Origin of the sequence: Aeromonas sp. HMWF016 (assembly GCF_963878195.1) — a bacterium.
GTDB lineage: Bacteria > Pseudomonadota > Gammaproteobacteria > Enterobacterales > Aeromonadaceae > Aeromonas > Aeromonas lacus.
Genome location: NZ_CAWNWX010000107.1, coordinates 18,037 through 31,577 on the forward strand (window position 1 = coordinate 18,037; position 13,541 = coordinate 31,577).

The 13,541-nt window shown below is 58.4% G+C and carries 9 protein-coding genes, 3 tRNA genes and 3 pseudogenes; 1 reads left to right on the forward strand and 14 read right to left on the reverse strand.

Going from position 1 to position 13,541, the window contains the following annotated elements:
* Nucleotides 1–52: 52 nt before the first annotated feature.
* The 3 pseudogenes from AACS24_RS21985 to AACS24_RS17815 form a co-directional block, all read right to left on the reverse strand.
* Nucleotides 53–535 (reverse strand): annotated as a pseudogene (locus AACS24_RS21985) (IS3 family transposase); the annotation flags it as partial.
* A gap of 9 nt (nt 536–544) precedes the next feature.
* Nucleotides 545–1,711: pseudogene (locus AACS24_RS21990) on the reverse strand (IS3 family transposase).
* Nucleotides 1,712–1,778: 67 nt separating this feature from the next.
* Nucleotides 1,779–1,922: pseudogene (locus AACS24_RS17815) on the reverse strand (IS5/IS1182 family transposase); the annotation flags it as partial.
* A gap of 89 nt (nt 1,923–2,011) precedes the next feature.
* On the opposite strand from AACS24_RS17815, the gene AACS24_RS17820 reads away from it, so the two are divergent.
* Complete coding sequence (locus tag AACS24_RS17820; RefSeq protein ID WP_146181426.1) at nt 2,012–2,818, forward strand: hypothetical protein; 807 nt, start codon at nt 2,012–2,014, stop codon at nt 2,816–2,818.
* Nucleotides 2,819–3,006: 188 nt separating this feature from the next.
* Here AACS24_RS17820 and AACS24_RS17825 read toward each other — a convergent pair.
* The 11 genes from AACS24_RS17825 to AACS24_RS17875 form a co-directional block, all read right to left on the reverse strand.
* Nucleotides 3,007–3,093: transfer RNA gene (locus tag AACS24_RS17825), tRNA-Leu, on the reverse strand.
* A 41-nt stretch (nt 3,094–3,134) separates the two neighbouring features.
* Nucleotides 3,135–3,208 (reverse strand) — tRNA-Cys (locus AACS24_RS17830).
* A 35-nt stretch (nt 3,209–3,243) separates the two neighbouring features.
* Nucleotides 3,244–3,319, reverse strand: a tRNA-Gly gene (locus tag AACS24_RS17835).
* A gap of 180 nt (nt 3,320–3,499) precedes the next feature.
* A complete protein-coding gene (gene pgsA, locus AACS24_RS17840; RefSeq protein ID WP_041208501.1) occupies nt 3,500–4,054 on the reverse strand; it encodes a CDP-diacylglycerol--glycerol-3-phosphate 3-phosphatidyltransferase in 555 nt (184 codons plus the stop codon).
* A 223-nt stretch (nt 4,055–4,277) separates the two neighbouring features.
* Nucleotides 4,278–6,131 (reverse strand): excinuclease ABC subunit UvrC, encoded by a 1,854-nt coding sequence (gene uvrC, locus AACS24_RS17845; protein WP_041208502.1) that lies wholly within the window; start codon nt 6,129–6,131, stop codon nt 4,278–4,280.
* A gap of 128 nt (nt 6,132–6,259) precedes the next feature.
* On the reverse strand, nt 6,260–6,904 hold the full coding sequence (gene uvrY / locus AACS24_RS17850) for a UvrY/SirA/GacA family response regulator transcription factor (protein ID WP_033112896.1): 645 nt from the start codon (nt 6,902–6,904) through the stop codon (nt 6,260–6,262).
* A gap of 212 nt (nt 6,905–7,116) precedes the next feature.
* Nucleotides 7,117–7,866, reverse strand: a complete 750-nt coding sequence (gene kdsB / locus AACS24_RS17855; RefSeq protein WP_108571515.1) for a 3-deoxy-manno-octulosonate cytidylyltransferase — start codon at nt 7,864–7,866, stop codon at nt 7,117–7,119.
* On the reverse strand, nt 7,863–8,051 hold the full coding sequence (locus AACS24_RS17860) for a Trm112 family protein (RefSeq protein ID WP_005347033.1): 189 nt from the start codon (nt 8,049–8,051) through the stop codon (nt 7,863–7,865). The genes kdsB and AACS24_RS17860 overlap by 4 nt, the downstream gene beginning before the upstream one ends.
* Nucleotides 8,052–8,172: 121 nt before the next feature.
* Nucleotides 8,173–9,168 (reverse strand): tetraacyldisaccharide 4'-kinase, encoded by a 996-nt coding sequence (gene lpxK / locus AACS24_RS17865; RefSeq protein WP_108571516.1) that lies wholly within the window; start codon nt 9,166–9,168, stop codon nt 8,173–8,175.
* Nucleotides 9,168–10,931, reverse strand: coding sequence for a lipid A ABC transporter ATP-binding protein/permease MsbA (msbA, locus tag AACS24_RS17870; RefSeq protein WP_108571517.1), 1,764 nt, complete (start codon nt 10,929–10,931; stop codon nt 9,168–9,170). Before msbA ends, lpxK begins: the two co-directional genes overlap by 1 nt.
* 383 nt (nt 10,932–11,314) lie before the next feature.
* Nucleotides 11,315–13,531 carry a DNA internalization-related competence protein ComEC/Rec2 gene (locus tag AACS24_RS17875; RefSeq protein WP_108571518.1) on the reverse strand — a complete coding sequence of 739 codons (2,217 nt, stop codon included), beginning with the start codon at nt 13,529–13,531 and terminating at the stop codon, nt 11,315–11,317.
* Nucleotides 13,532–13,541: the final 10 nt, after the last annotated feature.

A 13,541-nucleotide genomic window follows, 5' to 3' on the forward strand; every position in this document is an offset into this window, starting at 1 on the left:
GTTCACTTACTGCGCAAGTTATTGCCTCCTGCAGTGAATCGCCCCTGGTTTTCTAGACACTCTGTTGCTGAAAAATAAACTGCCTTTCAAACTCTACCGGCGACAGCCCATCATTGGAACCATGGCGCCTGATTGGGTTGTAAAACATCTCGATATAATCAAACACATCGCTGCGGGCTTCGTCTCTTGTCGCGTAAATCCTGTGTTTGATCCGCTCCCGTTTGAGCAACTGAAAGAAGCTCTCGGCGACAGCATTGTCGTGACAGTTGCCACGTCGGCTCATGCTGCAACTCAGGTTGTCGGCCTTCAGAAAGTCCTGCCATTCACCGCCGGTAAACTGGCTGCCCTGATCCGAATGCACCAGTACCGGCTGCTTGGGCTTGCGCCGCCAGACGGCCATCAATAACGCATCAACCGCCAAGTCTGCCGTCATGCGTGACTTCATCGCCCAGCCGACGATCTGGCGAGAGAACAGGTCGAGCACCTCCGCCAGGTGCAGCCACCCTTCTTGAGTGCGGATGTAGGTAATGTCAGTCTGTAGTGGTCAACTAAATCCGGACACTTGGTTAGGCCGAACCTCGGCTTTTGCTGGCGGTATCCCGTCATTGTGGTGATGTGGACGCCGCCAGTTGTAGTAATCCATCAGGTAATAACTGATATCTCGTTTCGCCTCTCGCAAGCTCATATATCCCATAGCCGGGAGCCACTCTGACTTCAGGCTTCTGAACAACCGTTCCATCGGGGCGTTATCCCAGCAGTTTCCACGCCGACTCATACTCTGGGTCATGCGATAGCGCCACAGTCGTTGCCGAAATGCCCGGCTGCCATATTGGCTGCCCTGGTCGGAGTGAAACAGCACACCGCATGGGCAACCCCGCTGCTGATAGGCCATCTCCAGTGCTTTGATTGCCAATTCCGCATCAGGTTTATCAGACATCGCCCAGCCCACGACCCGCCGGGTGTGCAGGTCAAGAACCGCTGCCAGGTAATGCCAACGACCACCTGCCCAGACGTAGGTGATATCGCCACACCACACCTGATTAGGTTGCTGGACATCAAATTCGCGGGCCAGCAGATTGGGTGGGAATATCCGGTCGCTCAGACCGAGCGACCTGATAGCTATGAGCGCCCGGTTGCTTGGATACCCGACCGGCTTCCTTCATCAGGTTACGTACTTTGAATCGACCAATCTGATACCCCAACTCCCGCATCATCGACATCAAGGCGCGGCTGCCCGCTGAGTTCCGGCTTTCTTTGAACAAACGGCGCAACTCAGAGCGCTGTTGCATGCGCTCACGGTTAATCGCCCGCCTGCGGGCCAGATAATCGTAAAAACAGGAAGTGGGCACATCGAAAGCGCAACAGACCAAGGTGATGGGGGCTTGCTCCCTTAATCGGTCTATCAGCGCGTACGTGTGAACTCGTCCGCCATCAAGAGAGCAGTAGCCTTTTTTAGAATGTCCTTTTCACGTTCGAGTCGATTGATGCGGGCTTCCAGCTCCTGGATTTTCTGCTGCTCAGGAGTCAGCGCTTTGCTGATTGGGGTTGTGCCAGTTCGTTCGGATTGCAGTTGCTGAACCCAGCGGCACAGTACGGTTTCACCGACATCCAGTGAACGGCTGGCTTCAGGGACAGAATATCCCTGGTCAAGCACCAGGGATGCGGTTTCGAGTTTGAATTCGGCAGTAAATGAGCGACGTAATCTTGTCATTGAACACCTCAGGTCATGGTGGCGACTGTACCACCTAAAATGGTGTCCGGGATGATTAGACCACTACACTGCGGCCCCTCCGCCCATGATGGTCGTGGTGAAACCAGTTGCTCATGGCCTCGGCATCAACCCAGAAGGTGAGTGAACCACGGTTAATCAAAGACTTGTTGTATTGAGGCCAGTTGGTGATGGGGTTATGTGACGCGCCCATGATACAGACTCGCACAACCCCTAAAATATTGTTACAGTGCCAGCCCGCATAAAACTCAACAACCAATATGCGTCCTTAGCAAGGAGAAAGTGATAGTGATAACAAAATCACTCGCGTGGAAAGTGAGTGCAGCAATATCCACGCTGTTGCTCCAAGGGATTAGTTCTGGCGCATGGGCTGACGGAGAACAAGTTTGCTCTTCAGAACAACTAGCTGCTATCAAGGCAAGTTTGCCTTCAGACACCGAACTGACTGCCAGCGCATGTAAGACTTTACCAAACCAGCCAGAAGTGACATTGACCTCCTACATTTTCCCAGATAGTGCAGATCGCCATGATGAAATGTCTCTACCCACGAGTGTCTGGCGAGTAGAACTCATTTCCCAAGGGAAAGTACAACAGCGGTTCGAGGAGCCTATTGAAGAAGATGCCAGCATAAGAATTGGGAGCTCCAGTATATGGCTCGACACAGCACCTTACCTACTGGCCAAAGGAGAACGGGCCTTTGGCGTGAGATTGGATATCGGCTATGGTCCCTCCTGTGCTGACGGTTTTAGATCCAGATTCTTACATCTATTCAGACAACATAATGGAACCCTTCAACACGTCATGAACGGTGCCCCTATGCTGCACACCTACATCCGAAAGGGCGTGCCCTGCTTACCAGAGAAAATTGATTTAGAACAAGGAATATCCTACATCCAAGTCCTGCCAGGGATATCTAACGGGCTGCACGATCTGAGAGTAGTAACCAAAGCGAAAACAGAGACCGTAGAGCAGGACGGCACCTCTCAAACCACCAGTAAGAGAACATTGAGCACCACACTGCGCTTCAATGGCCATGAATACCCGATTGGAGAATGGAATAACTTACCGAGCAAGGAGTGGTGGAAGTAATCGGCCATACCCTACCCCACGCGGTAAATTCCTCGGCTATATACAGACCCTATAAAAGCCTGCCTTCAGCAGGCTTTGTTGTTATGAGGCTGTGGACTCGACACAATCGCTGTCGCCACTTTGGCACCACTTAGACAAAATAAAAAGGCCACTATTTCTAGTGGCCTTTCGTAACTCTTTGATTTTAATGGTGCCCGAGGCCGGAATCGAACCGGCACGACGCGAACGTCGAGGGATTTTAAATCCCTTGTGTCTACCGATTTCACCACTCGGGCACCGTAATCGGTATCAAGCTCGCGCCGCGGGCTTGTCAATATGGAGGCACGTTCCGGAGTCGAACCGGACTAAACGGATTTGCAATCCGCTGCATAACCGCTTTGCTAACGCGCCATGCAAAAGAGAGTTGGCTCTCTATTGTCTGAATTTGGAGCGGGAAACGAGACTCGAACTCGCGACCCCGACCTTGGCAAGGTCGTGCTCTACCAACTGAGCTATTCCCGCATTGGTCTGGCTGACTGCCTGACTACGAGGACGCATTCTAGCGATGTTCCCCGCCCAGTCAACCAGAAATATTTAATTAACTGATCGTTCGGGCGTTTTTTGCCCTTTTTGCACACTTTTAGCGCCTTTGGCCGTTTCTTGTCTGAAATTGCGAGAAACGGCCTGTTACTGCCTGATAACTCAGAAGCTGGAGTGATGGGTCAGATCGCTCCACGCCGCCTTCATGTACTGGAACATGGACCAGAAGGTGAGCACGGTAGCGACATAGAGCAGCACGTAGGCCAGCCACACCATCCAGACGTTGTACTGCCAGATAAGACCGGTCAGCGACACCATCTGGATCATGGTCTTCCATTTTCCAATCCAGCTCACGGCCACCGAAGAGCGCTTGCCGAGCTCAGCCATCCACTCGCGCAGGGCGGAGATGATGATCTCGCGGCCAATCATGGTCATGGCGGGAATGGTGACCCAGATGGTGTTGTAGTGTTCGACGATGATGACCAGTGCCGTAGCCACCATGATCTTGTCGGCGACCGGGTCGAGGAAGGCACCGAAGGCGGTGGATTGATTGAGCTTGCGGGCAAGATAGCCATCAAACCAGTCGGTGGCAGCGGCCAGAATAAAGACGATGGCAGCGGCCAGATAGGACCACTGATAAGGCAGATAGAACAGGATGACGAAGACGGGAATGAGCAAAATCCGGAAAAACGTCAGCATGTTAGGTATGTTTGTCATTATTTTCAGCCACTTCTTGTACGTCGCTACATAGTGCGCCAAAGCCGATTTGCGATGCAACCGCACTGACGCCCGTCTTGGTCTTTTTTAATCCATCAACCCTTTCGCAATACCGCGCCATTATGGCATTTACGGCCCCCCTGCGTCACGGCTCTTGTGCATCAAGGAGTTAGCGAATGTTCCCGGTTAATCATCACATGAAAAAAACAGTGTCATTCAACACTCAGGCTGAATGCAGGCCATCGTGGATGGCTTGGGCCAGCTCCTGACTGATGCCGGGCACCTTGGCCAGTTCATCCACACTCGCCTTTTTCACCTCCTGCAAACCGCCCAGATATTTGAGCAGTGCCTGACGCCGCTTCGGCCCCACTCCCGGAATATCCTCCAGCGTGCTGCTGGTGCGGGCTTTGGCTCGCCGTGCCCGGTGGCCGGTAATGGCAAAACGGTGGGATTCATCGCGAATATGCTGAATAAGGTGCAAAGCGGGCATATCTGCCGGCAAATGCAACTCTTCGTGGCTCTCCCCCATGATGAGCGTTTCCAACCCCGCCTTGCGGGTCACCCCCTTGGCAATGCCCACCAGCAGCGGGTATTTGCCGCCGAGGAACTCCAGCTGGCGCGCCAGGATCTCTTCGGCGCGGCGCAGCTGGCCGAGGCCGCCATCGATAAAGAGCACGTCCGGCACCTTGTCCGGCTCCTGCTGCTTGCCAAAGCGGCGCTCCAGCGCCTGCTCCATGGCCGCGTAGTCATCGCCGCCGGTGATGCCATCGATATTGAAGCGGCGATATTCGGAGGAAAGCGGCCCCTCCCGGTTGAACACCACGCAGGAGGCCACCGTGCGCTCCCCCATGGTGTGGGAAATATCGAAACACTCCATGCGGGCGATGGGGCGCTCCAGTTCCAGCAGCTCTTCCAGCTGGTCATAACGAGCGGTAATGGTGCTCTTGTGGGCAAGCCGCGAGCGCAGCGCCGTCTCGGCATTGATGGAGGCGAGCTTGATGAAACGGGCCCGTTCAGCACGGGTGCGGCTCACCACCCGCACCTTGTAACCCGCGGTCTGACTCAGGGTTTCGGCGATGACGTTCTCATCCTCCAGCGCCACATCGAGCAGCACCTCGCTCGGGATCTGCCGTCCTCCCTGCCCCGACAGATAGAACTGCAGCAGGAAGGATTGCACCACCTCGTCGAGCTGGGTATCGGCCGGCACTTTTGGGAAGTAGCTGCGCGAGCCGAGCACCTTGCCCTGACGGATAAAGAGCACATGGATGCAAGCCGCCCCCTGTTCGAAGGCGACCCCCACCACATCCAGCTCGTCCAGTACGTTGCCGCTCACCGACTGCTGCTCAGTGACCCGACGCAGCGCCAGGATCTGATCCCGGTAGCGGGCCGCCTCTTCAAAGCGCAGATCACCGCTGGCGGACTCCATCTTGCCCACCAGCTCGCCAATCACCTGCTGGTTCTTGCCCGCCAGAAACAGCTTGGCCAGCTCCACCTGCTGGGCATATTCGGCCTCGCTCACCAGTCCGGGCACGCAAGGGCCAGCGCAGCGTTTGAGCTGATAGAGCAGGCAGGGACGGGTGCGGTTGGCATAGACCGCATCCTCGCATTGGCGCACCGGAAAGATCTTCTGCATCAGGTGCAGGCTCTCGCGCACCGCGCCGCCGGAAGGGTACGGGCCGAAGTACTCCCCCTTGATCTTGCGGGCACCGCGATGCACGCCGATGCGCGGATGCTGGTGCGCGGTGATGATGATCCAGGGATAGGATTTGTCGTCCCGCAGCAGCACGTTGTAACGGGGCTGGTACTGCTTGATCAGGTTGTGCTCGAGGATCAGCGCCTCGGTCTCGGTGTGGGTGACAGTGACCTGGATATCGGCGATCTGGCGTACCAGAGTACGGGTCTTGATGCTGTCGACGTTGGCCCGAAAGTAGGAGGCGAGCCGTTTTTTCAGATCCTTGGCCTTGCCCACGTAGATGACGGTACCGCCGCTGTCATACATGCGGTAGACACCGCTCTGGTGCGTCACGGCGGCGAGAAAGGCTTTGCTGTCAAAAAGGGGCTCGGGAGAGAGGGTCATCGGCAACTCGACTCAACGGATGATGGCAAAAAGACGGGGAGAGCATACTGCGCCCACTCATTGAAATGCAAAAGGGGGCTAAAAAGCAAAAGGCGGCAGATGCCGCCTTGGTGACCACAGTACCCCGGTTACAGGGTGTCGGCATCCAGCATGCCGTAGCGAATGGCCAGATGGGTCAGCTCCACGTCACCGTTGATCCCCAGCTTGCTGAACAGTCGGTAGCGGTAGCTGTTGACCGTTTTCGGGCTCAGGTTGAGCTGCTCGGAGATATCGGTCACCTTCTGCCCCTTAGTGATCATCATCATGATCTGCAGCTCCCGCTCGGAGAGGGACTTGAAGGGGTTCTCGTCCGCCGAGGCAAACTGGCTCAAGGCCATCTGCTGGGCGATCTCCGGGGAGATGTAGCGTTGACCGGAGTGCACCAACCGGATCGCCTGAATCATCTCGTCCGGCCCGGCCCCCTTGGTCAGATAACCGGCGGCACCGGCCTGCATCACCTTGGTCGGGAAGGGATTTTCTGAGTGGATGGTCAGCACTATGATGCGCACATCGGGGCGGATCCGCAGAATTTTGCGGGTCGCTTCCAGACCACCAATACCCGGCATGTTCATGTCCATCAGGATCACGTCCGGATGGTGCTGACGACAGAAAGCAACTGCGTTTTCGCCACTCTGTGCTTCGCCTACCACCTTGATCCCGCGAACATCTTCCAGAATGCGTCTTATCCCTGTACGCACCAGCTCATGGTCATCGACCAGGAATACATTTATCACCCAAACACCCCGTTTTTTATCTCGTTTTGGCCGCCCGGTTAGGGTTAACAGGGCGTCTTGCATCATAACCAAACTCGCCGCTTTGGCAAACCATGCACGCCAAAAGTTTGATAAAGCGCATTTATAGTGTTTGTAATCAGATAATTATCGAGATACTCAAAACAAAAAACGGCGTCTTGCGACACCGTTTTTCTTATCTTCAGCCTGCCGGGTCAACCCGCCAGGAAGGCTCGCACCTTCTCCAGATCGGCCTGGGTATCGACACCAACCGGTGGCGCTTCGAGCGCCTGAGCCACGTGGATCTTCTCCCCGTACCAGAGCACCCGCAGCTGCTCCAGCGCCTCGACCTGCTCCAGCACGCTCGGCACCCAGTCCACATAACGCTGGATGAAGCCGGCGCGATAGGCATAGATGCCGATATGACGCTGGTAATGATCGCCAATCTGCTCGTGACTGTTGGCAAAGCGATCCCGATCCCAAGGGATGGTGGCGCGACTGAAGTAGAGGGCGTAGCCATCCTTGTCAGTTACCACCTTGACCGCATTGGGGTTGAACGCCTCTTCGGCATCCTTGATCGGCACCGACAACGTCGCCATCGGCGCTGTGGCGGCGGCCAGATTGTCCGCCACCTGACGAATGATGGCGGGCGGAATAAGCGGCTCATCCCCCTGCACATTGACGATGATGGTATCGGCGGCAAAACCGTAGTGACGGCACACTTCCGCCAGACGCTCGGTACCGGACTGGTGATCCGGTGAGGTCATGCACACCTCGACGCCGGTGGTCAGCAGTGCCTGCTGTACCCGGGCATCGTCAGTGGCAACAATCACCCGATCGGCACCGGATTGCAGGGCCTTTTCCACCACGTGCTGCACCATGGGCTTGCCATGGATGTCAGCCAGCGGCTTGCCCGGCAGCCGGGTAGAGGCGTAGCGGGCAGGAATGACAACGACGAAACTCATGACGGCAGCTCGTCGCTATTGAGCGGACGGGCGCGGTTCTCCAGCAGCACCGGGATCCCCTCTTCCAGCGGATAGGCCAGCTTGTCAAAGCGGCAGACCAGCTCATGCACGGCCTTGTTGTAGTGCAGCTTACCCTTGCAGACCGGGCAGGCGATGATGTCGAGCAACTTGATGTCCAAAGCCAAAACGATACTCCTTCAACGATGTCGCGCTGGCGGATTCATCACGCCAGCGATGGATGTCGAGCAACCAGATATTCCATACGGGGCATATCACCCCCCTGCTCCCCCGCCGAGGCGAGAGAGATTAATCTTGCGCCTTGGCTGCGCCCTTCCCCTTCGTCCCCAACTTGTGCAGCAGGGCATCGAGCAGGGAGGCGGGCAATTCGGCGCTGACCGGCAGATACCACCAGTTATCGAGGGCAAACGAGCGGCACTTGACCGCATCCTTCTCGGTCATCAGCAGAGGCTTGCTGGCAAAGCGGCCCACCAGCTCATCCCGATCGAAGGGGTGGTGATCGCCGTAGGCAACCTGCTGATCCAGCTGATAACCGAGCCCCTCGAGGGTGGTGAAGAAACGGAGTGGATGACCAATCCCTGCCAGCGCATCGACGGGCCTTGCAAGAGGGGCAGCCAGCGGTGCATCATCGCGCACCCGACGCGGCGCATCGGCGACCAGTTGCATGGGATACTCCCCCTTGCCCGGTTCACCGCCGTTGCAGATGATCGCGTCCACCCGTTTGAGCCGGGTGACCGGCTCACGCAGCGGCCCCATCGGCAACAGGCAGGCATTGCCGAAACGGCGCGCTCCGTCCACCACCACCAGCTCGATGTCGCGTGCCAGCGCGTAGTGCTGCAGGCCGTCGTCGGTGATGATGATGTCCACCTCGCCGCTCTGCTCCAGCAGACGTACCGCATCGGCCCGTTTCGGGGCGACCACCACCGGGCAGCCGCAGCGCCGGGAAATCAGTACCGGCTCATCCCCCGCCTGCGCCGTGGTGCTGGCAGCATCGAGTCGATATGGGTAATGGGGCGCCTTGCCGCCATAACCACGGCTCACCACCCCGGGGCGATAGCCGCGTGCCTGCAACTGCTCCACCAGCCAGACCACTACCGGGGTCTTGCCGTTGCCCCCCACCGAGATATTGCCCACCACGATCACTGGCAAGGAGGAGCGATACCCCTTTAGCCAGCGGTGGCGATAGGCGTAGCGGCGGGTGCCGCTGATGATGGCAAACAGCAGGGCAAAAGGGGTCAGCAACCAGCGCCAGCCACTTTTGCGATACCAAAGCCGTTCCAGCATCAGGCCTTGTTTCCTGCATTGCCAAACTGAATGGCGCGCAGCTGGGCATAGGTGCCACGCTGCTCCATCAGTGCTGCGTGGTTGCCACGCTCGACGATATGGCCTTCGTCGATCACCAGGATCTCGTCCGCCTTCTCGATGGTGGAGAGGCGGTGGGCGATCACCAGCGAGGTACGCGCCTTGCACAGCTCGTCGATGGCAGCCTGAATGTGGCGCTCGGACTCGGTATCGAGGGCCGAGGTGGCCTCATCCAGCAGCAAGACCGGGGCATCGCGCAGCAGGGCGCGGGCGATGGCCACACGCTGGCGCTGACCGCCAGAGAGGGATGCACCATTCTCGCCGACCACAGTGTCATAACCGTGGCTCATCTTGCTGACGAACTCGTCGGCATGAGCGATGCGGGCGGCCTGCTTGATCTCGTCGAGACTGTATTTCTCTTCCGCGGCGTAGGCGATGTTGTTGGCCACCGAGTCGTTGAACAGGTGAACATGCTGGGAGACCAGCGCGTACTGCTTGCGCAGCTCGCTCAACTTGTATTCGCGGATGTTGACGCCGTCGAGCAGGATCTCCCCCTGATCGATGTCGTAGAAACGGGTCAACAGGCTGGCAATGGTACTCTTGCCTGAGCCGGAACGGCCCACCAGCGCCACCGATTTACCCGCCTCCACCTTGAAGCTGACATTGTGCAGCGCCGGGGTGTCCTTGGTCGGGTAGGTGAAGGTGACATTGCGAAACTCGATCTCGCCGCGGGCGCGCTCCAGAGTGCGGGTACCGGTATCCTGCTCCGGCTCGGTGTCGAGCAGGCCAAACAGGCTGTGGCAGGCGGTGATAGCACGCTGGAACTGGTTGTTGACGTCGGTCAGGCTTTTCAGCGGCTTGAGCAGCATCATCATGGAGGTGATCATGACGGTGAAGGTACCGGCAGTCAGGGTTGATTTGACGCTGTCAATGGTCGCGACGTAAAGGAACGCCGCCAGCGCGATGGAGGCAACCATCTGCACCACCGGGCTGCCGATGGCATCGGCGGCGACCATCTTCATGGTCTGCTGGCGCATGTTGTTGCTGACCTGGAAGAAGCGCTTCTCTTCAACCTTCTGGCCACCAAACATCAGCACCTCTTTGTGCCCTTTGAGCATCTGCTCGGTGGAGGTGGTGATATCCCCTACCGCCTGCTGGATGTGACGGCTGATCTGGCGGAAACGGCGGCTGATAAGACCGATGATAATGCCCACAAGCGGGCCAACCACCAGGAAGATCACCGACAGCTGCCAGGAGTGCCAGAACATCAGGCCGAGCAGGCCGACCACGGTCGCCCCTTCCCGCACCAGCGTCACCAGGGTGGTACTGGCTGCCGAGGAGACCTGACTGGCGTCATAGGTCACCTTGGAGAGCAGATGACCGGTATTCTGGCGGTCGAAGAAGCTCATCGGCATCGCCACCATGTGATTGAACACCTGCTGTTGCAGACGCATCACCACGTGGTTGCCAACCCAGGCCATACAGTAGTTGGAGAGAAAGTTGGCGACGCCGCGCAGGGCCACGATGCCAAGGACGAAGAAAGGCATCCATTTCAATACAGTGCTGTCGTTGCCATTGATGCCCTGATCGATCAGCGGCTTGATGGAGTAAACGAAGGTGGTATCGACAGCGGCATAACCCAGCATGCCGATGATGCCGCCGATCAGGCCAAGCTTGCGGTCACGGACATAACCGAGCAGGCGCTTGAATACAGGCCAGCTACCTTGTGAAGTTTCTTGTTGCATGAATAGCCGTTGGTAATGGAAATGACGGGCTATTCTAGCCAAACAGTAGACATCCACCAAGCGCCACCATACAGATAGCAGGGATTCGCCCCCCAAATCAGGGATGAGATGCCTTCATCACGCCCCGATTATCCCGCACATTCGCCTTTTCATACGGCGACCGACCATACCATGGAGCTCGCAAGCCACGGCCAGCCAGCAACATCACTGCGGGGCTATTCGGCCACCGGGATTTGGTCGCCCTGAGCCACATGGCTCGACTCGCTGACCCTTGATTGTTTCACCAGTAAGACTGAATTCCATTTCAGACGCAGAGATTTGCAACAATATGGTTGGTGCAAGATGGTGTCAGCGGGAAAAACGAGCTGCAGAAACACTTCCGCTCAAGGTGATGGGTCTGGCCGATCTCCCCATACTCTTGGCTGCCACCAGTTGCCGGCTTGCCGATACCAGGGGCCATGATCCCGCTCGGCTTTCACCTGCAGGCCACCTGCGACCGGCGCGATCACCACCTCCCCGCCCAGACCGGTCACCCACTGGGTCGCCTCCTGATAACGAGCGACTACTTCGGGACGAGGAAAGCCCCACTGGTTCATGAAGCCGGCGCTGTGCACCACATAACGAGGCGCCACGGCTGCGACAAAAGGCGGGGTGGAGGAGGTGCGACTGCCGTGGTGCGGGCTCACCAGCAGGGTGCTGGCAAGCCCGGCCCCCTCGAGCGCCACCAGCCGCTGCTCCGCCTGCCGTTCGATATCGGCGCTCAGCAGCACGCTGCGCTCGCCATCGCTGATGCGTATCACGCAGCCATCGTTGTTGTGCCCTCCTCCGGACTGCTTGGGCCAGAGCACGCGAAACTGCAACCCTTGCCATGACCACGCCTGACCACGCTGACAGAGGGTGGTGGACGGGGTGAAAGGGTAGGAGGAGAGCTCGCTGCGCACCGTCAGGGCGCTGAGCAGCCGCTTGCGGTTGCCCGCATGATCCCGATCCTTGTGGCTGATGATGAGGCGATCGATGACCCTGATGCCGAGGTGGCTCAAGGTGGGCAAGATCGCCGCATCCGCCATGTTGTAGCCGCCGGGATAGCGATCGCCGGTGTCATAGAGGATGGCGCGATCCCCCTTGCTGATGAGCACTGCCAACCCCTGCCCCACATCGAGTACCCTCACCTGCCAGCGCGGCGCCGCTGGCCAGAGAAAGAGCGTCAGGGCAAGCAGCCCCGGCAGCGAGAGCCAGCGGGCCGCCCGCCACTGCCAGCAGAACCAGAGCAACAGCAAGAGCGTGCTCACCGGCAGCCACCAGCCCGGCAGTGGCCACCAGAGCTGGACTCGGGAGGCGAGCATATCGAGCAGGGTGAGCACCCACTCCAGACCGAGATTGGCCAGCCAGAACAAACCGTAGGCGAGCGTGCCAGAGAGCGGCGCCAGCAGCACGCCGATCAGCGCCAGCGGGATAATGACGATGCAAAAGAGCGGTACCGCCAGCAGGTTGATCACCATGGCGAGCGGCGCAATCCCCTCAAACAGCGCCAACTGCAGCGGCAGCAGACCAAGCAGCATCCAGAGCTGGATCTGCCAGAGTGTTGGTTTTTCATGGAAGTAACCGACCAGCAGCAAGATAGCGACCGCCAGAAACGAGAGCCAGAACCCTGCTGAGTAGAGGGCAAAGGGATCCCAAAGGGTCAGCACCACAAAAGCCCAGAGCCAGATGCGGTAGGCCGGCCACTCCCGCCGTCGCCAGCGCAGCACACTCCAGACCAGTACCATGATGAGAGCCCGCTCGGTCGCCACAGCAAACCCCGCCAGCCAGCTGTAAGTGGCGGCAAACAGCAGCGACACACAGATCGCCCCGCGCAGCCCGAACAAACGGCCCAGCCACCATCCCAGCACCGCGACCAGCGCGATGTGCTGGCCAGAGATGGCGATGATGTGGGTCAGCCCGCTGCCGCGAAACAGGCTCCACTGCTCATCCGTGATACCGCTCTGTTCACCGAAGGTGAGCGCCGCCAGCAAGGGGGCCTGCGAGAGAGTGAGCCAGCTCTCGTTGGCCGCAGCCAGCCAGCGCTCGCGCAAACCGGGCGCCACCGGCGCGATATGGATCACCCGCCGTAGGTTGCCGGTAGCCGTAATCCCCTTGCCAAGCAGCAGGCGGCGGCCATCAATCCCCGCCTCGTTGGCAAGGCCGTGGGCCGGCTTGAGAGTGGTCACCAGCGTCAGTTCACTCCCCGCCGTCAGGGGCGGTAACTGCTGATAGGCATTGACCCGGATCAGGGGTGACGGACGGAGCTGCCGACCATCCAGTTCATGGACGCTGAGGGTCAGCCGGACAAATTTATCCCCTTCGGACTCTGCACTTTGCAGCTGTGCGGTTATGATATGGCTCGTTTTTTTGTCAAGCAGCTCCAGCCAGGCCAGATGATACGAGAGAGTGGCCTGCATCCAGAGGATGCCCAGCAGCAGAAACAGCAGCCGCCACGCGCGGCAACAGGCAAGGGGAACCAGCAGGGACAGCAACAGGCCCCCCCATGCAAGTGAAGGTAACCATGGCCAGAGCAGTGAGGAGCTTGCCCCGAGGGCAAACGACAACAGACGCAGATCCATGGTGCAAGTA